General features: G+C 69.2%; 18 protein-coding genes and 1 pseudogene. All 19 read right to left on the minus strand.

The window, feature by feature from the left end:
- Positions 1-97: 97 nt before the first annotated feature.
- Positions 98-451 carry a hypothetical protein gene (locus DFR74_RS07465; protein WP_067501703.1) on the minus strand — a complete coding sequence of 118 codons (354 nt, stop codon included), beginning with the start codon at positions 449-451 and terminating at the stop codon, positions 98-100.
- Between the two features lie 45 nt (positions 452-496).
- On the minus strand, positions 497-2,050 hold the full coding sequence (gene nuoN / locus DFR74_RS07470) for an NADH-quinone oxidoreductase subunit NuoN (RefSeq protein ID WP_228788604.1): 1,554 nt from the start codon (positions 2,048-2,050) through the stop codon (positions 497-499).
- A 56-nt stretch (positions 2,051-2,106) separates the two neighbouring features.
- Complete coding sequence (locus DFR74_RS07475) at positions 2,107-3,729, minus strand: NADH-quinone oxidoreductase subunit M (protein ID WP_067501697.1); 1,623 nt, start codon at positions 3,727-3,729, stop codon at positions 2,107-2,109.
- Positions 3,726-3,980: a hypothetical protein gene (locus tag DFR74_RS07480; RefSeq protein ID WP_067501694.1), complete on the minus strand. Its 255-nt coding sequence runs from the start codon at positions 3,978-3,980 to the stop codon at positions 3,726-3,728. The genes DFR74_RS07475 and DFR74_RS07480 overlap by 4 nt, the downstream gene beginning before the upstream one ends.
- Positions 3,977-5,863: an NADH-quinone oxidoreductase subunit L gene (gene nuoL, locus DFR74_RS07485; RefSeq protein WP_067501691.1), complete on the minus strand. Its 1,887-nt coding sequence runs from the start codon at positions 5,861-5,863 to the stop codon at positions 3,977-3,979. The genes DFR74_RS07480 and nuoL overlap by 4 nt, the downstream gene beginning before the upstream one ends.
- Before the next feature lies 1 nt (position 5,864).
- Entirely contained in the window at positions 5,865-6,164 is a 300-nt protein-coding gene (gene nuoK, locus DFR74_RS07490; protein WP_067501688.1) for an NADH-quinone oxidoreductase subunit NuoK, read from the minus strand.
- Positions 6,161-6,982 (minus strand): NADH-quinone oxidoreductase subunit J, encoded by an 822-nt coding sequence (locus DFR74_RS07495; protein WP_067501685.1) that lies wholly within the window; start codon positions 6,980-6,982, stop codon positions 6,161-6,163. The genes nuoK and DFR74_RS07495 overlap by 4 nt, the downstream gene beginning before the upstream one ends.
- On the minus strand, positions 6,982-7,485 hold the full coding sequence (gene nuoI, locus DFR74_RS37005; protein WP_232331587.1) for an NADH-quinone oxidoreductase subunit NuoI: 504 nt from the start codon (positions 7,483-7,485) through the stop codon (positions 6,982-6,984). The genes DFR74_RS07495 and nuoI overlap by 1 nt, the downstream gene beginning before the upstream one ends.
- A 75-nt stretch (positions 7,486-7,560) precedes the next feature.
- Positions 7,561-8,805 (minus strand): annotated as a pseudogene (gene nuoH, locus DFR74_RS07500) (NADH-quinone oxidoreductase subunit NuoH); the annotation flags it as partial.
- Entirely contained in the window at positions 8,798-11,218 is a 2,421-nt protein-coding gene (locus DFR74_RS07505; protein WP_113975037.1) for an NADH-quinone oxidoreductase subunit G, read from the minus strand. The pseudogene nuoH and the gene DFR74_RS07505, both read right to left, overlap by 8 nt.
- Positions 11,219-11,283: 65 nt before the next feature.
- Complete coding sequence (nuoF, locus tag DFR74_RS07510; RefSeq protein WP_067501681.1) at positions 11,284-12,606, minus strand: NADH-quinone oxidoreductase subunit NuoF; 1,323 nt, start codon at positions 12,604-12,606, stop codon at positions 11,284-11,286.
- The gene (gene nuoE, locus DFR74_RS07515) at positions 12,606-13,355 is read right to left on the minus strand and encodes an NADH-quinone oxidoreductase subunit NuoE (protein ID WP_084537206.1); all 750 of its coding nucleotides are present in this window, start codon (positions 13,353-13,355) and stop codon (positions 12,606-12,608) included. Before nuoE ends, nuoF begins: the two co-directional genes overlap by 1 nt.
- Positions 13,352-14,674 carry an NADH-quinone oxidoreductase subunit D gene (locus DFR74_RS07520; RefSeq protein WP_067502132.1) on the minus strand — a complete coding sequence of 441 codons (1,323 nt, stop codon included), beginning with the start codon at positions 14,672-14,674 and terminating at the stop codon, positions 13,352-13,354. The genes nuoE and DFR74_RS07520 overlap by 4 nt, the downstream gene beginning before the upstream one ends.
- 59 nt (positions 14,675-14,733) lie before the next feature.
- Positions 14,734-15,459, minus strand: a complete 726-nt coding sequence (locus DFR74_RS07525; protein WP_067501680.1) for an NADH-quinone oxidoreductase subunit C — start codon at positions 15,457-15,459, stop codon at positions 14,734-14,736.
- On the minus strand, positions 15,456-16,010 hold the full coding sequence (locus DFR74_RS07530; RefSeq protein WP_067501676.1) for a NuoB/complex I 20 kDa subunit family protein: 555 nt from the start codon (positions 16,008-16,010) through the stop codon (positions 15,456-15,458). Before DFR74_RS07530 ends, DFR74_RS07525 begins: the two co-directional genes overlap by 4 nt.
- 40 nt (positions 16,011-16,050) lie before the next feature.
- Positions 16,051-16,431: an NADH-quinone oxidoreductase subunit A gene (locus tag DFR74_RS07535; protein ID WP_067501673.1), complete on the minus strand. Its 381-nt coding sequence runs from the start codon at positions 16,429-16,431 to the stop codon at positions 16,051-16,053.
- Positions 16,432-16,881: 450 nt separating this feature from the next.
- Positions 16,882-17,331, minus strand: a complete 450-nt coding sequence (locus DFR74_RS07540; RefSeq protein ID WP_067501670.1) for an Rv3143 family two-component system response regulator — start codon at positions 17,329-17,331, stop codon at positions 16,882-16,884.
- Between the two features lie 637 nt (positions 17,332-17,968).
- Positions 17,969-18,625 carry a response regulator gene (locus DFR74_RS07545; RefSeq protein WP_067501666.1) on the minus strand — a complete coding sequence of 219 codons (657 nt, stop codon included), beginning with the start codon at positions 18,623-18,625 and terminating at the stop codon, positions 17,969-17,971.
- On the minus strand, positions 18,622-19,761 hold the full coding sequence (locus DFR74_RS07550) for a sensor histidine kinase (protein ID WP_067501663.1): 1,140 nt from the start codon (positions 19,759-19,761) through the stop codon (positions 18,622-18,624). Before DFR74_RS07550 ends, DFR74_RS07545 begins: the two co-directional genes overlap by 4 nt.
- Between the last annotated feature and the right edge of the window lie 30 nt (positions 19,762-19,791).

Raw genomic sequence — 19,791 nt, forward strand, 5'->3', positions numbered from 1 at the left:
ATATGCGCGAGATCATGGCCATCTCGATCGCGCGCCTCACCGGCCCGGACTACTCCACCGCGGAGTCCGTCAACGCCATCATCGATGCTGTGGGGGATCAGCAATGACCGGTCCGACCGGTGGCATGTTCGGCTGGAGCGTCGGCGATCTCGGCTCGGCCATGCTGCGGAACCTGACCGACGCGATCGCCGGCGAGGAGCTGGATCCGGGCACGCGCCCCGGCGATGTGCAAGGCGAGTACAACCAGCAGCGGGCCGATGTCCGGGACAAAGCCGCCGGCGTGGGTTTCGAAGGGGATTTCCATCCGCGCGTCGTGCTCGACAAGGACGTGTGGGAAGACGAGAGCGTCGAGGAGCTGCGCAGGCGCATGGACGCGATCGACCTCACCGCGGTGGGTGATCTGATCACCACCTGGCAGGTCATCGGTGATCGTCCCGAGAATCCTTCTCACCGACGTGAATCGGCCCGAAGAAACAGAACACCGCGCCGATCCCACTCAGCTCACGAAACTCGCCGCCTGATTGGCCAAATCGAGAACAGGCTGCGGAAACACACCCAAAACCACAGTCGCCGCGGCTGTCAACAGCACCAACGCCCCCGTCAACGGCGGCGCGACGATCACCGGCGGATCCTCGGGCGGATCGGTGAAGAACATCAGCACGATCACCCGCAGATAGAAGAACGCGGCGATGGCACTGCAAACAACGCCGATGATCACCAGGAACGTCGCATCACCCGCGGCCGCCGCGCCGAACACGGCGAACTTGGCGACGAACCCGCTGGTCAGCGGCAACCCCGCGAAGGAGAGCAGGAAGAGCGCGAAAACCGTGGCGAGCCAAGGGGATCGGCGGCCGAGCCCGGCCCAGCGAGGGAGCGCGGTGGCCTCGTCACCATCGGCATCGCGGATCAGGCTCACCACGGCGAAGGCACCGATCGTGCCGAGACCGTAAGCGGCCAAATAGAACAGCGTCGCGGAGACGCCCTCGTCGTTGGCCGCGACCAGGCCGACGAGCAGGAAACCCGCGTGCGCCACCGACGAATACGCGAGCATGCGCTTCACATCGGTCTGGGTGATGGCGAGCACCGCGCCCACACCCATGGTGGCGATGGCGATCGCGGCGAGGACGGGCCGCCAGTCGTCGGACAGTCCCGGCACGGCGACGTGCAGGATGCGCAACAGCGCACCGATCGCCGCGATCTTGGTGGCCGCCGCCATGAACGCCGTGATCGGCGTCGGCGCGCCCTGATACACGTCGGGCACCCACGCCTGGAACGGCACCGCGCCGATCTTGAACAGCAGCCCGACCGCGAGCATCGCGATGCCGAGCAGCGCCAGGGTGGCGTCGCCGGGCTGCCGGGCGATGGCGTCGGCGATCCCGGACAACCGCACCGTGCCGGCCTGCCCGTAAAGCAGTGCGACACCGTAGAGGAAGAACGCGGATGAAAACGCGCCCAGCAGGAAGTATTTCAGCGCCGCCTCCTGCGAGAGCAGCCGCTTGCGCCGCGCCAATCCGCACAGCAGGTACAGCGGCAGCGACAGCACTTCCAGCGCGATGAACATCGTCAGCAGGTCATTCGACGCGGGGAACAGCATCATGCCGCCGACCGCGAGCAGCGTGAGCGGATACACCTCCGTCGTGACGATCCCCGCCCGCGAGGCGGCCGCCTCATCGGCGCTGCCCGGCACCGCCGACGCCTGCGGCGTGAACGCGTCGACACCCCGGCCCACGGTCGCCGCCGCGACACTCCAGGTGCCGGGCCCGGACCGCACCGGCGGCACCGCGCCGCGCTCGGCGATGAACAGCACCCCGAGAATCGACACCACGAGGATCGTGCCCTGGAGGAACAGTGTGACGCCGTCGATCGATACCGCCCCGGAGATGGCGGTGGATTCGGTTCCGGCCAAGGCGATCACGGCGGCCAGCGCGGCGCCGAGACCGACCAGGCTCAGCACGACCTGGGTGCCGTAGCGGTGGCGGCGGGCGACGAACGCCTCCACCAGCACACCGGCCACACCCACGCCGAACACGATCAGCATCGGCGAGAGCATCCCGTACTCGATGCTCGGCGCGGGCACCGTCGCGGCGAGCGGAAGCGAGGTGGCGCTCACTTGTGCCCTCCTTCCTGGAGGTCGGCCGCGCCCGCTTCGGGAGCGGGCACCGTGGGAGCCGGGTCCTCGACGCCGATGGTGGTCAGCGTCTGGTCCACGGCGGGATTGATGAAGTCCAGCACCGGTTTCGGATACACGCCGAAGAACAGCAGCGCCGCGATGAGGGGAGCGACCACCACCATCTCGCGTGGCACCAGGTCGTAGATGTGCTCGCTGCCCTTCTTCACCGGACCGGTCATCATCCGCTGATACAGCCACAGCACGTAGACCGCGGCCAGCACCAGCGCGGCCGTCGCGACGATCGCGGCCACCTGGTAGCGGCTGAACGTACCGACCAGCACCAGGAATTCACTGACGAACGGCGCGAGGCCGGGCAGCGAGAGCGTCGCCAGACCCGCGATGAAGAACGTGCCCGCCAGCACGGGCGCCACCTTCTGCACGCCGCCGTATTCGGCGATCACCCGGGTGCCGCGCCGCGACACCAGGAATCCGGCGACCAAGAACAGTGCGGCCGTGGAGATTCCGTGGTTCACCATGTAGAGCGTGGCGCCGGACTGGCCCTGGCTGGTCATTGCGAAGATGCCGAGGATGATGAACCCGAAGTGCGAGATCGAGGTGTAGGCGATCAGGCGCATCACGTCGGTCTGGCCGATCGCGAGCAGCGCGCCGTAGATGATGCCGATGACGGCGAGCGTCACCACCAGCGGCGCGTAGGTGGACGACGCGTCGGGAAACAGCAGCAGGCAGTAACGCAGCATGGCGAAGGTGCCGACCTTGTCGACCACCGCCATCATCAGCACCGCGCTCGACGGGGTGGCGGCCACGGCCGCGTCGGGCAGCCAGGTATGCAGCGGCCACAGCGGCGCTTTCACCGCGAACGCGAACATGAATCCGAGGAACAGCGCGTTGAGCACCGCCGGTGTCGCACCCAGCTCGCCCGCGTTGGCGGCCGCGACGACGGTCCGGAAGTCGAAGGTGCCCGCCCCGTCGGTGCCGAGTCCGTCGCGCGCGGTGATCACGTACAGACCGATCACGGCGGCGAGCATGATCAGGCCGCCGAACAGGTTGTACAGCAGGAACTTCACCGCGGCCCGCGAACGTTGTTGGCGCACTTGCGCGTCCACCGTGCGCGGCCCGAATCCGCCGATGAGGAAATACATCGGGATGAGCATCGCCTCGAAGAACACGTAGAACAGCAGGATGTCGAGCGCGAGGAACGACATCAGCACCATGGCCTCGACCAGCAGGATCAGCGCCATGTAGGTGTGCGCGACGCGCTTGCCGGTGCCGACCTCGCGGTCGTCGTGCCAGCCCGCCAGGATCAGCAGCGGTACCAGCGCGGCGGTGAGCAGCACCAGCACCATGGCGATGCCGTCTACACCGAGGGTGTACCCGGCGCCGAAAGCGGGGATCCACTCGTGGGATTCGACGAGCTGGAATTGCGCGCCGCCCGGATCGAACCGCGTCGCGATCACCAGTCCGAGCGCCAGTACCGCCGCCGACACGGTGAGCGCGAGCCCGCGCGCCACCGTCTTGTGCGCGGCGGGCACCGCGAGCACGGCCACCGCGCCGACGACGGGCAGCAGCCACAGCGTGGTCAACCAGGGGTATGAGCTCACGACATCCTCACCACCAGCAGGGCCGCGACCACCAGGGCCGCGCCGGTGAACATGGACACTTTCCGCACGCGGGCCGGGCGGTGGCGCGCCACGGCGTCACGCAGGCGTCGCCCGCGGGTCGTGGCGGGATTCGGGGGAGCGATCCCGGCCACCCCGACGAGGTGCGCCCCGGGTTGCGGTGCCCCGAAACGATGTTCGGCCGGAACCCCGTACCACCGGCAGGCGCCGAAGGACTGCGCGTATCCGCTCACCAGATCCTCACCGCCAAGAGTGCGGCGGCGACCAGCGCCGCGCCGGTGAACATGGACAGGGCGTAGGACCGGACGAATCCGGTCTGCACGCGCCGGGCGCGCGCCGACAACCCGCCGATGGCCGCGGCGACGGTGTTGACCAGCCCGTCGATGCCGCGGTTGTCGACGAACACCAGCGAGCGCGTCAGGTGCTGACCGGGCCGCATGAACACGCCCTCGTTGACGGCGTCGCCGTAGAGGTCGTTGCGGGCGGCGACGGTCAGCGCCGACACGTCCTGCGGCGCGGTCTCGGGGATGCGGCGTTGCGCGTATTGGTAGTAGGCGATCCCGACGCCCACCGCGACCACGCTCAGCGCGAGCGCGGTGACCACGGCCGCCGGCACCACGTGTTCGCCGTGATGCGCGCCCACCACCGGCTCCAGCCAGTTCTGGAGCGAGTTCCCGATCACGAACAGCGCACCCGAGGCCACCGATCCGATGGCCAGCAGGACCATCGGCCCTGTCATCACGGCGGGCGATTCGTGCGGATGGGTGTCGGGCTGCCAGCGCCGGTCGCCGAAGAACGTCATGAGCATGACCCGCGTCATGTAGAAGGCGGTGAGGCCCGCGCCGAGCAGGGCGGCCGAACCGAGCGCGAAGCCGCCGACGCCGCCCTCGTTGAAGGCCACCTCGATGATCTTGTCCTTGGAGAAGAACCCGGCGAACGGCGGCACGCCGATGATCGCGAGGTAACCGAGCCCGAACGTCACGTAGGTGATCGGCAAGAGCGTGCGCAGGCCGCCGTAGCGGCGCATATCGGTCTCGTCGTTCATCGCGTGCATCACCGAACCCGCGCCGAGGAACAGGCCGGCCTTGAAGAAGCCGTGGGTGAGCAGGTGCATGATCGCGAACGCGTAACCGGCGGGACCGAGGCCCGCGGCGAGCACCATGTAGCCGATCTGGCTCATGGTGGACGCGGCCAGCGCCTTCTTGATGTCGTCCTTCGCGCAGCCGATGATCGCGCCGAACAGCAGCGTCACCGCGCCGACGAGCACCACGGCCAGCTGGGCGGTGGGCGCGAGGTCGAAGATCGCGCCCGAGCGGGCGATCAGGTAGACACCCGCGGTGACCATGGTGGCCGCGTGGATGAGCGCCGACACGGGTGTGGGGCCTTCCATCGCGTCCCCGAGCCAGGATTGCAACGGCACCTGCGCCGACTTGCCGCACGCGGCCAGCAGCAGGAACAGGCCGATCGCGGTGAGCGTGCCTTCGCTCGCGCCCGGCGCGGCGGCGAACACGGCCCCGAAGCCGACGGTGCCGAACGCGGCGAACATCATCATCATGGCGATCGCCAGACCCATGTCGCCGACGCGGTTGACCACGAACGCCTTCTTGGCCGCCGTTGCGGCGGAAGGCTTTTGGTACCAGAACCCGATCAGCAGGTACGACGCCAGGCCGACGCCCTCCCACCCCAGGTAGAGCACCAGGTAGTTGTTCGCCAGGACCAGCAGCAGCATGGCCGCGAGGAACAGGTTGAGGTAGGCGAAGAACCGGCGGCGATCGGGGTCGTCGCTCATGTAGCCGATCGAGTAGATGTGGATCAGCGAGCCGACACCGGTGATCAGCAGCGCGAAACACATCGACAGCTGGTCGAGCTGGAGTCCGAAGTCGACCTGGAGCCCGGCGACGGGCACCCAGCTGAACAGGTCGGCGTGCACGGCGCGGTCGGCGCCGGCGCGGCCCAGCATCTCCGCGAACGCCCACACCGCCACGCCGAAGGAGGCCAGGGCGGTGGCGCAGCCGAGCAGATGACCCCACCGGTCGGCGTAGCGGCCGGTGAGCAGCAGGACGAGCGCCCCGGCGAGCGGCAGGGCGGGCAGCAGGGTGAGGATGGCCGTATCCACGTCAGAACTTCAGCAGGTTGGCGTCGTCGACCGAGGTCGAGCGGCGGGCGCGGAAGATGGTCATGATGATGGCCAGGCCGACGACGACTTCGGCGGCGGCCACCACCATCGTGAAGAACGCGAACACCTGACCGTCGAGGTTCGCGTGCATCCTGGCGAAGGTGACGAACGCGAGGTTCACCGCGTTGAGCATCAGCTCCACGCACATGAACACCACGATCGCGTTGCGCCGCAACAACACTCCGGCCGCGCCGATGGTGAACAGCAGCGCGGAGAGGAACAGGTAGTTCTCGGGGTTCACCGGCTTCCTTCCTCGTCGACGGGCTCGTGACCGTTGGTCTCGCCGGAGCCGACCGAGAGCACGGCCGCCTCCTCGAGCGCCCGGGTGCGGCGGTGCCGCAGGATCGTGCTCACCGAGTGCTCCTCGAACGAGCCGTCGGGCAGCCGGGCCGGCGCGTCGACCGCGTTGTGGCGGGCGTAGACGCCCGGGGTGGGCAGCGGGGTGGCGCGGCTGTTGCCGTCGCGGAACCGGCGGTGCGAGAGTTCCCGCTGGGTCGGGCGGGGGGCGAACGGCTCGCGGTGCGCGAGGATCATCGCGCCGATGGTCGCGGTGATCAGCAGCGCGCCGGTGAGTTCGAACGCCCACACGTACTGCACGAAGATCAGCTCCGCGAGTTCGCCGATCACGTCGCGTCCGGCGAAACCCGAAGCGGGGAAGACGATTCCGGAGTTGCGCACGCCCGTCGCGATCCCGGCTACGAACAGCAGCCCGAACCCGAGCCCCACCGCCGCGGCCGCGAAGCGCTGGCCGCGGATGGTCTCCTTCAGCGATTCGGCGGAGTCGACGCCGACCAGCATGAGCACGAACAGGAACAGCATCATCACCGCGCCCGTGTACACCACGATCTGCACCACGCCGAGGAACAGCGCGTCCTGGGCGATGTAGAACACGGCGAGCGCGATCATGGTGGCGGCCAGGCACAGTGCCGAATGCACGGCCTTGGCGGAGAACACCATGCCGAGCGCACCCAGCACCGCCAACGGGGCGAGCACCCAGAACTGCACGGCCTCGGCGGTGGAGGTCGTGGTGAGCGGTTCGGCGGCCAGCAGCAGGGTCATCACCGCGCACCTCCTTCCGCGCCCGCCGCGGCGGTGCGCCTCTCGTCGCCGTCCGGAATCTCACCCAGGTAGTAGTTCGTCTCGGTCGCGCCGGGATACATGGCGTGCGGCGGGGCGGTCATGCCCGGCTCGAGCGGCGCGAGCAGCCGGTCCTTCTCGTAGATGAGGTCGGCGCGGTTGTCGTCGGCGAGCTCGTACTCGTTGGTCATGGTGAGCGCGCGGGTCGGGCACGCCTCGATGCACAGGCCGCAGCCGATGCAGCGCAGGTAGTTGATCTGGTAGACCCGTCCATACCGCTCACCGGGGGAGAAGCGTTCCTCCTCGGTGTTGTCGGCGCCCTCCACGAAGATGGCGTCGGCCGGGCACGCCCACGCGCACAGCTCGCAGCCGATGCACTTCTCCAGCCCGTCCGGGTAGCGGTTGAGCTGGTGGCGGCCGTGGTAGCGGGGCGCGGTGGGGACCTTCTGCTCCGGATAGAACTCGGTGTTGGGCTTCTTGAACATCGTCGCCGCGGTGACCGCGAACCCCGAAAGCGGTTCCAGCGGATTGCCACTCGAACTGTCGACGCGATGCGCGTCGGCGGGGATCGGCGGCGTCGGGAAGCCGAGGAACACGCCCTTGGGCGCCGGTTCCTCCGGTGGCGGGGGCGCGCCCTTGCGGCGGCCCGCGCGCAGGAACATGCCGATCATGAGCGCGGTGATCACCGCGCCGGCCACGATCTGCGCACCGGTGGCCCACTCGTAGCCCTCCTGGCGCAGCAGGCGCGCGGTGGCCACCAGCATCACCCACAGCAGCGATACCGGGATCAACAGCTTCCAGCCCAGATTCATGAACTGGTCGTAGCGCAGGCGGGGCAGCGTGCCGCGCAACCAGATGAACACGAACAGGAACGTCCACACCTTGGCGGTGAACCAGAACAGGCCCCACCAGCCGGCGTCCGCGCCGGGAATCATGTTGAACGGCCACGGCGCGCTCCACCCGCCGAGGAACAGCGTGGTGGCCAGCGCCGACACGGTCGCCATGTTGACGTACTCGGCGAGCATGAACATCGCGAACTTCAGCGACGAGTACTCGGTGTGGAAGCCGCCGACGAGTTCGCCCTCGGCCTCGGGCAGATCGAACGGCGCGCGGTTGGTCTCGCCGACCATCGACACGCAGTAGATCAGGAACGAGGGCAGCAGCAGGAACACGAACCACGTGCGGTCCTGCGCGGACACGATGCCCGAGGTGGCCATGGTGCCCGCGTGCAGGAACACCGCCGCGAAGCACAGCGCCATGGCGATCTCGTAGGAGATCACCTGTGCCGTGGAGCGCAGGCCGCCCAGCAGCGGGTAGGTGGAGCCGGAAGCCCAGCCCGCCAACACGATTCCGTACACGCCGATGGAGGTGATGGCCAGGATGTAGAGCACCGCGACCGGCAGGTCGGTGAGTTGCAGCGCGGTGGTGTGCCCGAAGATCGACACCTCACCGCCGAACGGCATCACCGCGAACGCCATGAACGCCGGGATCACCGAGATGATCGGCGCGAGAATGTAGATCGGCTTGTCGACGATGGCCGGGACGATGTCCTCTTTGAGCGCCATCTTCACGCCGTCGGCGACGCTCTGGAGGATGCCGAACGGCCCGACCCGGTTGGGGCCGATGCGCATCTGCATGCGCGCCACGACTTTTCGTTCGATGAGCACCGCGAACAGCGGGATCATCAGCAGGAACACGAACACCGCGAGCGCCTTGACCAGCACCAGCCAGAACGGGTCGTGCCCGAAGAGCGCGAGACCGTCGGGGTCGGCGGTCTGCGCGATGAACAGAGCCGGATCACTCATGGCGGTGCTCCTTCATCCTCTCGTCGGCGCGGCGCACGTGCACGACGCCGCCCGGCTGGGTGGCGAGCTGTTCGGGCACCGAACTGCCGGGCGAGTTCAGCGGCAGCCACACCACCCGGTCGGGCATGTCCGTGATCAGCAGCGGCAGCGTGATCTGGCCGCGTTCGGAGGACACGGTGACGGGATCGTCGGTGGCGGCGCCGATTTCGGCGGCGGTGGCGGGGGACAGCCGCACCACCGGGGGTCGGGCGATGCCGGCGAGGTTGGGTTCACCGTCCTGCATGCGGCCGTTGTCGAGCAGCATCCGCCAGCCGGCCAGCACGGCGGTGCCGGGCGGCGGCTGGGTGAGCGGATGCGCGCGGTGCGCGGGCGGGGCGACGGGCTGCCCGTCCCACACGCCGAGTTCGGCCATCTCTGCACGCGCGGCGGCGGCGTCGGGGAGGTCGAGGCGCACTCGCATCTCGTCGGCAATGGCGTGCAGCACACGGTGATCCGCGAGCGGGGCGGCTTGGCGGCGGACCGTGGACGCGCCGAGTGCGGCGTCGAAACGGCGCGGCCTGCCCTCCCACGTGCGGAACGTGCCGGACTTCTCCATCGCGCTCGCCACCGGGAACACCACGTCGGCGCGCGCGGTGACCGCGCTCTCGCGCAGTTCCAGGCTCACCACGAAGCGGGCGGCGTCGACGGCGGCCAGGGCGGCGGCGGGATCGGGCAGATCGGCGAGGTCGACGCCGCCGACGACCAGCGCGCCGAGCGAGGGGGCCGCGTCGAGGATCGCGGCGGTGTCGCGTCCGGGCGCGGCGGGCAGGTCGTCGACGTTCCACACCTCGCGAACCTGGTGTCGCGCAAGGGGATCGGTGACCGGGCGGCCACCGGGAAGCAGGCCCGGGAGCGCACCCGCCTCCACCGCGCCACGCTCACCGGCCCGGCGCGGCACCCAGGCGAGGGACGCGCCGGTGTCGGCCGCGAGCCGGACAGCGGCCGACAGCGCGCCGGGCACACCCGCCATCCGCTCACCGACCAGGATCACCGCACCCGGTTCGCGCAGCAGTCGCCCCACCTTGGTGAACTCGTCGTCGGCCGGTTCGCCGGAGCGCAGCGCGTCCAGGAGGTGCGGTTCCGCGCCGGGCGCGCCGGCGAGCAGCGTGCCCGCCATGCGGTCCAGCCCGCGCGAGGCGTAGGGAGCGAGGGAGAACACGGGCAAGCCGCGTTTGCGGGCGGCTTTGCGCAACCGCAGGTAGATGATCGGCGATTCCTCTTCCGGCTCCAGGCCGGCGAGCAGTACGATCGGCGCGCGCTCGAGCGTGTCGTAGTCGACGGTGACGCCGTGTCCCGCGACCCAGGAGGCCAGGAAGTCGGCCTCCTCGGCGGAGTGGGGCCGGACGCGGAAGTCGATGTCGTTGCTGCCCAGGGCGATTCGGGCGAACTTCGCGTAGGCGTAGGCGTCTTCCTCGGTGACCCGTCCGCCGACCAGCACGCCCGCGCTGCCGTATGCCGACGCCAGGCCCTCGGCCGCCGCGGCCAGCGCCTCCGACCAGGACGCGGCGTGCAGTTCGCCGTCCCAGCCGCGCACCAGCGGGGTGGCGAGGCGGTCGCGTTCGGTGGCGTAGGTGAACGCCCAGCGGCCCTTGTCGCAGTTCCACTCCTCGTTGACCTGCGGGTCGTCGCCCGCGAGGCGGCGCAGGACCTTGCCGCGCCGGTGGTCGGTGCGCTGCGCGCAGCCCGACGCGCAGTGCTCGCACACGCTCGGACTCGACACCAGATCGAACGGGCGCGCGCGGAACCGGTAGCTGGTGCCGGTGAGCGCGCCCACCGGGCAGATCTGCACCGCGTTGCCGGAGAAATAGGAGTCGAACGGCTCGGCCTGCGCGGTGCCGACCTGTTCCAGCGCACCGCGATCCATCAGCTCGATGAACGGATCACCGGCCACCTGCTGGGAGAATCGCGTGCAGCGCGCGCACAGCACGCAGCGTTCGCGGTCCAGCAGCACGGCGCTCGACAGCGGAATCGGCTTGGGGTACTTGCGTTTCTCACCCTCGAAACGCGTTTCGGGGCGACCGGTGGACATGGCCTGGTTCTGGAGCGGGCACTCGCCGCCCTTGTCACACACCGGGCAGTCGAGGGGGTGATTGATGAGCAGCAGCTCCATCACGCCCTCTTGCGCGCGTTCGGCGATGGGAGAGGTGAGCTGCGTGCGCACCACCATGCCCTCGGCGACGGTCTGCGTGCAGGAGGCGACCGGTTTGCGCTGGCCCTCCACGTCGACCAGGCACTGGCGGCAGGCGCCGACCGGGTCGAGCAGCGGGTGGTCGCAGAAGCGGGGGATCTGCACGCCGATCAGTTCGGCGGCGCGGATGACCAGCGTCCCGGCGGGCACGCTGACGGCGACGCCGTCGATGGTGAGCGACACCATGTCGACGGGGGCGGGTTCCTTCGAGCCTCCGGTGACCCCGACGGGCTCGTTGCGCGATGACGTGGTCACTGCACCCCTCCTGCCTCGGCCCAGACCGTCGAGCGCGAGTGATCGAAGGGACACCCTCCGCCGCGCACATGGTCGATGTATTCCTCGCGGAAGTGCTTCAGCGAGGAGAGAATCGGGCTCGCCGCACCGTCACCCAGCGCGCAGAACGACTTGCCGTTGATGCTGTCGCTCACGTCGAGCAGCTTGTCCAGATCCGATTCGGTGCCCCGGCCCTGCTCGACCCGCTTCAGCAACTGCACGAGCCAGTACGTGCCCTCCCGGCACGGCGTGCATTTGCCGCACGATTCGTGGGCGTAGAACTCGGTCCAGCGCAGCACGGCGCGCACCACACAGGTGGTCTCGTCGAAGATCTGCAACGCCTTGGTGCCGAGCATGGAGCCCGCGCCCGCGACGCCCTCGTAGTCCAGCGGCACGTCGAGGTGCTCCTCGGTGAACAGCGGTGTGGAGGACCCGCCCGGCGTCCAGAACTTCACCCGGTGCCCGGCGCGAACTCCGCCCGCATAGCCCAGGAGTTCGCGCAGCGTGATGCCGAGCGGCGCCTCGTACTGTCCCGGCCGGGCGACGTGTCCCGAGAGCGAATACAGCGTGAACCCGGGTGATTTCTCGCTACCCATGGACCGGAACCACTCGGTGCCGCGGTGCAGGATCGCGGGCACGCTCGCGATGGACTCCACGTTGTTCACCACCGTCGGGCAGGCGTAGAGGCCGGCGACGGCGGGGAACGGTGGGCGCAGGCGGGGCTGGCCGCGGCGGCCCTCGAGCGAGTCGAGCAGCGCCGTCTCCTCACCGCAGATGTAGGCGCCCGCGCCGGCGTGCACGATGAGTTCCAGATCGAAGCCGGAGCCGAGGATGTCGCGGCCGAGGAATCCGGCCGCGTAGGCCTCGGCGACCGCCGCGTGCAGGCGGCGCAGCACCGGCACCACCTCACCGCGCACGTAGATGAACGCGGTGGCCGCGCGGATCGCGTAGGCGGCGATGATCACCCCCTCGATCAGTGTGTGCGGGGTGGCCATCATGAGCGGAATGTCTTTGCACGTACCGGGTTCGGACTCGTCGGCGTTCACCACGAGGTAGTGCGGCTTCACCGCGCCGTCGGGGCCGGGACCCTGCGGGATGAACCCCCACTTCATGCCGGTCGGGAAGCCCGCGCCGCCGCGACCGCGCAGCCCGGCGTCCTTGACGGTCTGGATCACCTGGTCCGGGTCCATGCGCAACGCTTTGCGCAAGCCCTCGTAGCCGTCGTTGCGGCGATAGGTGTCGAGGGTCCACGCCGTGGGGTCGTCCCAGTGGCGGGACAGCACCGGGGTGAGGGTGGTCATCACAGGCCCTCCGAATCCGGTTGCGGCGCTCGCATATCGAGCTCCTTGGCGACCTCGAGGCCGGCGAGCGTGGCGGGGCCGGGCGCGCCGTCGAGAGCGCCGGGGCGCGGGTCGGGGAAGCCCGCGAGGATGCGCGCCGTCTCCCGGAACGTGCACAGCGGCGCGCCGCGCGTGGGCGTGACCCGCTGTCCGGCGCGCAGCGCGTCGACCAAGGCACGCACCGAATCAGGGGTCTGGTTGTCGAAGAACTCCCAATTGACCATCACCACGGGGGCGTAGTCACAGGCCGCGTTGCACTCGATGTGCTCGAGGGTGATCGCGCCGTCGGCGGTCGTCTCGCCGTGGTGGATGCCCAGATACTGTTCCAGCGCCCGCAGAATCGCGTCACCGCCCATCACCGCGCACAGCGTGTTCGTGCAGACGCCCACGTGGTAGTCGCCGGTGGGGGCGCGGCGGAACATCGAGTAGAACGTCGCCACCGCCGTGACTTCCGCGCCGGTGAGGCCCAATTGCTCGGCACAGAAGTCGATTCCGGTGCCGGAGACGAACCCCTCTTCGGACTGCACCAGGTGCAGCAGCGGCAGCAGCGCCGAGCGCGGGTGCGGGTAGCGGGCGATGATCTCCTGTGCGTCGGCCTCGAGCCGGTCGCGCACGAACGGCGGATACGGTTCCGGCCGGGTGGACAGCCGCAGCAGGATCGGGGATCCGCCGCCGTTGCCCGTGGTATCGCTGCGTGCCGCTGTCGTCATCGGTCCACACCACCCATCACCGGGTCGATGCTCGCGACGGAGGCGATGACGTCGGCGACCATGCCGCCCTCGCACATCGCCGCCACCGCTTGCAGATTCGTGAACGAGGGATCGCGGAAGTGCACCCGGTAGGGCCGGGTGCCGCCGTCGCTGACCATGTGCACGCCCAGCTCGCCGCGCGGCGACTCCACCGCCGAATACACCTGCCCCGCCGGGACGCGGATGCCCTCGGTGACGAGCTTGAAGTGGTGGATCAGCCCCTCCATCGAGGTGCCCATGATGCGTCCGATATGGGCGGGGGAGTTGCCCAGGCCGTCCTTGCCCAGTTGCAGGTCGGCGGGCCAGGCGAGCTTCTTGTCCTCGATCATCACCGGGCCCGGCCGCAACCGGTCCAGGCACTGCTCGACGATCTTGAGCGACTCCTTCATCTCCTCCACCCGGATCAGGTAGCGGCCGTAGCAGTCGCAGCCCGTGGTGGTGGGGATGTCGAATTCGTAGGTCTCGTAACCGCAATACGGCTGGGCCTTGCGCAGATCGTGCGGCAGCCCCGCCGAGCGCAGCACCGGGCCGGTGATGCCGAGCGCCATGCAGCCGGTGAGGTCGAGGTAGCCGATATCCTGGGTGCGCGCCTTCCAGATGGGGTTCTGGGTGAGCAGATGTTCCATGTCCCGCAGGCGTTTCGGCATCAGTGCCAGCAGGTCGCGCACCTTCTGCACGCCGTCGTCGGGCAGGTCCTGCGCCACACCGCCCGGCCGGACGTAGGCGTGGTTCATGCGCAGACCGGTGATGGTCTCGAAGACGTCGAGGATGAGTTCGCGTTCACGGAACCCGAACAGCATCGGGGTGAGCGCGCCCAGTTCCATGCCGCCGGTGGCCAGCGCCACCAGATGCGAGGAGATGCGATTGAGTTCCATCAGCATCACGCGAATCACGGTGGCGCGCTCCGGAATCCGGTCCGTGATGTCGAGCAGCCGCTCCACGCCCAGGCAGAACGCCGTCTCGTTGAAGAACGGGGACAGGTAGTCCATGCGGGTCACGAACGTGACGCCCTGGGTCCAGTTGCGGAACTCGAGGTTCTTCTCGATGCCGGTGTGCAGGTAGCCGATGCCGCAGCGGGCCTCGGTGACGGTCTCGCCCTCGATCTCCAGGATGAGGCGCAGCACGCCGTGCGTGGACGGGTGCTGCGGACCCATGTTGACGACGATGCGCTCTTCGCCGACGGTGCCGAGGGTTTCGGTGACCGCGTCCCAGTCCTGACCGCCGACGGTGACGACGGTGGGTTCGAAGCTGTTCATGGCGGGCTCCCGCGAGTCGGTCATGGCGGGGTCGGGCCCGGCGCCGGTGGTGCGCGCGCCGGGCTGGGTGTCGATGTCGTTCACTAGCTGTACGCCCTCCGCTCGTCGGGCGGCGGGATGCGCGCGCCCTTGTATTCGACCGGGATCCCGCCGAGCGGGTAGTCCTTGCGCTGGGGGTGCCCGCGCCAGTCGTCCGGCATGGTGATGCGGGTCAGCGACGGGTGACCGTCGAAGAGGATGCCGAAGAAGTCGTAGGTCTCGCGTTCGTGCCAGTCGGTGGTCGGATACACGTCGAACAGCGACGGGATGTGCGGATCGTCGTCGGGCGCGGCCACTTCCACGCGCACCCGGCGGCCGTGCGTGATCGACATGAGGTGGTAGACGGCGTGCAGTTCGCGGCCGGTGTCGTCGGGGTAGTGCACGCCGTTCACGCCGAGGCAGAGCTCGAAACGCAGTGCGGCGTCGTCACGCAACGCGCGCGCCACCGCCTGGAGGTGGTCGCGCCGCACGTGCAGGGTGAGTTCGCCGCGGAACACCACGACCTTCTCCAGAGCGGTCTCGAACGCGGTGTCCGCGCCCGCCAGCGCCGTGCGCAGCGCGTCGACGACCTCGTCGAAGTACCCGCCATACGGTTCGGGGGAGCTGCCCGGCAACGTGACCGGGCGGACCAGGCGGCCGTAGCCGGACGTGTCGCCGGTGCCGGAGATGCCGAACATGCCGCGCCGCACGCCGATCAGCTCACCGCCGGTCTCGGGCGGGGTGCCTTCCGGGCCCGCGGTCGCGGCCTGGTCTTTCGCGTCGGCGCTCATCGCAGCAGACCCTCCATCCGGATGGTGGGGGTGGTGTCGAGCGCGGCCTGCTCGGCGGCGCGGATGGCCTCCTCGCGGTTCACGCCGAGCGGCATCTCCTGAATCTTGGCGTGCAGCGCCAGAATCGCGTTCAGCAGCATCTCCGGGCGGGGCGGGCAGCCGGGCAAGTAGATGTCCACCGGCACCACGTGATCGACGCCCTGCACGATGGCGTAGTTGTTGAACATCCCGCCCGAGGACGCGCAGACCCCCATGGCCAGCACCCATTTGGGCTCGGTCATCTGGTCGTAGACCTGCCGCAGCACCGGCGCCATCTTCTGGCTCACGCGTCCGGCGACGATCATCAGATCGGCCTGGCGCGGGGACGCGCGGAACGCCTCCATGCCGAAGCGCGCGATATCGAAACGCCCACCGCCGGTGGCCATCATCTCGATCGCGCAGCAGGCCAGGCCGAAGGTGGCCGGCCACAGCGACCCCTTGCGCAGGTAGCCGGCGAAATCCTCCACCGTGCTCAGCAGGAACCCGCTGGGCAGTTTCTCCTCGAGACCCATTACGACCAACTCCCGTGACGCGGACTGCGTTTCATTGCGATCAGTCCCAGCTGAGCCCGCCGCGGCGCCACTCGTAGGCGTAGGCGACGGAGACGTTGAAGATGAACAGCGCCATGGCGGCGAGCCCGAACAGCCCCAGCGCGTCGAAGTGCACGGCCCACGGGTAGAGGAACACGATCTCGATGTCGAAGATGATGAACAACATCGCCGTGAGGTAGTACTTCACCGGAAAGCGCTGTCCGGTAACACTTCCCGGCCCGCCCGCGACGGCGTGCGGGGTGGGCTCGATGCCGCATTCGTAGGGTTCGAGTTTGGCGCGGTTGTAGCGTTTGGGGCCGATCAGGGCGGCCATGACGAGCGAGAACACCGCGAACGCCGCGGCGATCGCGCCGAGTACCAGGGTCGGCGATTCCAGGTTCACGACAGCACTTCCCCCTCCTTGGGGCACGGAGCTCCGTGGCGGCGGCGTGGACGGTGGCCTCGGCCAGGCCCGTCGGCCTGGTGCGACGGGCTGATGTCGCACACGCGCCGGTGTGAGCTACGGCACAGATTACAACCGTTGCCGGGGCCGCCGATGCCTTTGAGATCGGATGTTTGATCGAATTCGGAACTACGATTCATGACCGAAGTGGGCTAATCGGGCTTCGGTGTCACGTGACGTATTCGTGGGCTGTGCTGGAGTTCTGCTATGCGGTGTTGTTACCGCTGGGTATCTGAGTCACCGATGAGTTGCCGGCGCGTGTCGTGCGGGCGGCTGGGCGCGCGTGAGTGTGCGCGGCGGGGGATTCCGCGCGTTGGTGAGATTTGCTCATCGGTCGCTCTGCTGGCGGCGGTGGCCGCATTGTTCTCGGTGATGAGCGAAAGCTATGAATCAGGCGGCGCTACGGCTGCGCAGCAGCGTCACGACGGCCTCGGTCAACCGGATCGGATCGATCGGATGCGCCACCGCCGCCTCGGCCCGCGACCACGACGCCAGCCACGCGTCATCCGGCCGCCCGGTGAGCACCAGAATCGGCGGGCACTCCGCGATCTCGTCCTTCAACTGCTTCGCGATCCCGAGCCCCCCGGCCGGCGCCGACTCCCCATCCAAGATGGCGAGATCGATCGCCCCGGCATCCATCTGCTCGATGACAACCGGCGCGGTCGCCACCTCGAGGTACTCGAGAGAGGGGAGCTCGGGGTGCGGGTTCCTCCCCAACGCGGCCATCACTTGCTGCCGCGTGTCGGCGTCGTTGCTGTAGACCAGCACCCGCAGGGCGGTGGAGCGCGTTGAGTCAGCCACGGTGGGATGGTACGTCCGCCCCCACCCCCTGCGCGGCATGTTCGGTGAGATCGCGTGGTGGGGGTCAATCTTGGTTTGAGCTAAGCCAGTCGACGATTCGCTGGACTCGCTCGACATGGGTTGTGAACACCACTGGCCGTCTTTCGGCCAGTGAGCGGTAGATGCTGAGGGCTTCCTCGGCGGCGGCCGATCCGTCCTCCCGGCGTTCCAGCTCACCCAACCGGACCGCGAGATTGTTGAGGCGCTGACCTCCTTGGGTGGACGCCGGTATCGCTGAACAAGCGCCTGTGTGAGGGTGGCGGCGACAGGTGCGAGTACTTGTGTCGGGTACGGGATGTCGTCGTGCAACCTCGTCAGGGTTTCGGTACTGGAATCGAGGTGGGTGGCGAGGTGTTCGATTGCTGATAGCAGCGGGGCGGGGGATTCCACCTGGGTTGCGATCCGGATTGCGGCCGGCATGAGAGTGGTGGCGTGATCAACGCACCAGGTTGTAAGCCGTTGTCCCACATCGGGAGTGAGTGACGGGTGGTTGGCGGCGCGGGTGCAGACCGTGAGGAGGTGTTCGGTTTCTGCCGGGGAAGCTGGGTTGGTGGCGACGGCTTCGCCTCACGGTCGCTGAGAAGCAGCGGCCGATGTCGAATGGCGGCCGTGTTCGGGGTAGAAGACGGGCCACCCGCTAATCGGCTCGTACGCGGCGGGTGTCGTGCGCCCACATCGCGATCTCGACGCGGTTGCGGGCGCCGAGCTTGGTCATCAGGGAGGCGACGTGGGACTTGACCGTGCTCAGGCCGACGAAGAGCTCGGTGGCGATCTCGGCGTTGGTCCGGCCTCGGGCCACCAGGGCGAGTACCTCCTCCTCGCGCTCGGTGAGTGGGTCGATGGGCTGGACCGGTACCGCCGGGGCTTGGTCGGCGAAGGTCGCCAGTAGTCGGCGGGTGACGTTGGGGGCGATCAGGGCGTCCCCGTCGGTCGCCGCGTGGATGGCCTGCACGAGCAGCTCCGGTCCGGCGTCTTTGAGCAGGAACCCGCGGGCGCCGGCGCGCAGGGCGCCCAGGATGTATTCATCGAGGTCGAAGGTGGTTATCACCACGACCGCCATTGGGTCCAGCACGTCCGGTCCGGCCAGCCGCCGCGTCACCTCTACGCCGTCGAGCCCGGGCATCCGAATGTCGACGAGCAGGACATCGGGACGCAGCCGGGTCGCCAGGTCGAGCGCCGCGAGCCCGTCCGCCGCTTCGCCCACGACCTCGATTCCAGGTTGCGCGCTGAGAATCATCACCAGCCCGGTCCGGACCAAGTCCTGATCGTCGGCAACGACCACGCGGATGCTCATGCCGGTGCCTCCGCGGGCAGCACGGCCTCGACCACCCAGCCACCTTCGGGCCCCGGCCCCGCGGAGAGTGATCCGCCGAGGAGCTGGGCGCGTTCGGCCATGCCCAGCAGGCCGAACCCGGGCTCGGGGGCAGGCCCCGGTTCGGTCTGCCCGTCATCGATGACACGCAGTCTGACGGCGTCGCCCTCGCGGCGCACGTCGATCGCGACGCGAGTCGCGCTCCGGGCGTGACGGACGGCGTTGGTCAGCGATTCCTGCGCGAGCCGGTAGAGCGCGGCGTCGACGGGTCGCGCGAGCCGGGTCAGCGAATTGTCCAGTGAGACTTCGACGGTGGGTGCCGCGTCGGCGCGCGCCAGAGCGGGCAGGTCCGCGACACCCGGGGGAGGTGAGTAGTCGACGCCTTCGTCCGCACGCAGCACCCGCACCATGGACCTCATCTCCGCCAGTGTTCGCGACGCCTCCGATTCGATCGCCGACAGCACCTCGGCGGCCTTCTCGGGCTGGGTGCCGGCGACCACGCCACCGGCCTGCGCCTGCACCGCGATGGCCGAGACGTGGTGGGCCACGATGTCGTGCAGCTCGCGCGCCAGCGCCACGCGCTCGTGATTGCGGATCTCGCGCTGCTGACGTTGCCAGAGGTCCGCGCGGAAGCGGAACACCGCCGCGAGAGCGACGAACAACAGCAACAGGACGGTCCCGCCGAAAACGTCGGTCCAGCCCGAGGAGGCGGCGTACATCCCCAGCGCGGTGACGACCGTCACGAACGCCGTCCCCAAGATGATTTCCCGTCCCGAGCCCCACCGCACCAGGGAGTAGAGCAGGATCAGGGTGGCCATCATGGACTGGAGGCCGAGGTCCCCGGTGTGCGCGGCCAACTGCACGACCGAGAGCAGCCCGGCGAGGCTCCACCCGACCAGGGCGGCCATCAGGGGGCGGTCCCGCCGCCAGAGCAAGGCAGGCGTCACCGCGAGGGCGAGCACGGTCACGAGGAGGCGCCACTCCACGTCCGGTCGAAGGACTCCTTCGAGCAGGGCGGCGGCCGCGAACAGGCCCACCAGCAGCCAGTCGAGCCGACCGACGGGTGGGGCGTCCGCGGGCCGCGGCTCATGCCAGAGGGGGCGCCGGAGAGTGACCACCGCTCCAGCCTAGAGTTCGGCGCGCCTCGG

Origin of the sequence: Nocardia puris (genome assembly GCF_003315035.1) — a bacterium.
Taxonomy (GTDB): domain Bacteria; phylum Actinomycetota; class Actinomycetes; order Mycobacteriales; family Mycobacteriaceae; genus Nocardia; species Nocardia puris.

Bases quoted from the DNA above. Each gene is read 5' to 3' on its own strand.
- nuoN (WP_228788604.1), bottom strand. From the start codon at position 2,050: ATGCTCTCGCCGATGCTGATCGTGTTCGGCGTGGGTGTGGCCGGTGTG.
- DFR74_RS07495 (WP_067501685.1), bottom strand. From the start codon at position 6,982: ATGACCCTGCTGCTGGCCGCCGAACCGCTCACCACGACCTCCACCGCC.
- nuoI (WP_232331587.1), bottom strand. From the start codon at position 7,485: ATGTTCAAGAAGCCCAACACCGAGTTCTATCCGGAGCAGAAGGTCCCC.
- DFR74_RS07505 (WP_113975037.1), bottom strand. From the start codon at position 11,218: ATGGTGTCGCTCACCATCGACGGCGTCGCCGTCAGCGTGCCCGCCGGG.
- nuoF (WP_067501681.1), bottom strand. From the start codon at position 12,606: ATGACCACCCTCACCCCGGTGCTGTCCCGCCACTGGGACGACCCCACG.
- nuoE (WP_084537206.1), bottom strand. From the start codon at position 13,355: ATGACGACAGCGGCACGCAGCGATACCACGGGCAACGGCGGCGGATCC.
- DFR74_RS07520 (WP_067502132.1), bottom strand. From the start codon at position 14,674: ATGACCGACTCGCGGGAGCCCGCCATGAACAGCTTCGAACCCACCGTC.
- DFR74_RS07525 (WP_067501680.1), bottom strand. From the start codon at position 15,459: ATGAGCGCCGACGCGAAAGACCAGGCCGCGACCGCGGGCCCGGAAGGC.
- DFR74_RS07530 (WP_067501676.1), bottom strand. From the start codon at position 16,010: ATGGGTCTCGAGGAGAAACTGCCCAGCGGGTTCCTGCTGAGCACGGTG.
- DFR74_RS07540 (WP_067501670.1), bottom strand. From the start codon at position 17,331: ATGCCGCGCAGGGGGTGGGGGCGGACGTACCATCCCACCGTGGCTGAC.
- DFR74_RS07545 (WP_067501666.1), bottom strand. From the start codon at position 18,625: ATGAGCATCCGCGTGGTCGTTGCCGACGATCAGGACTTGGTCCGGACC.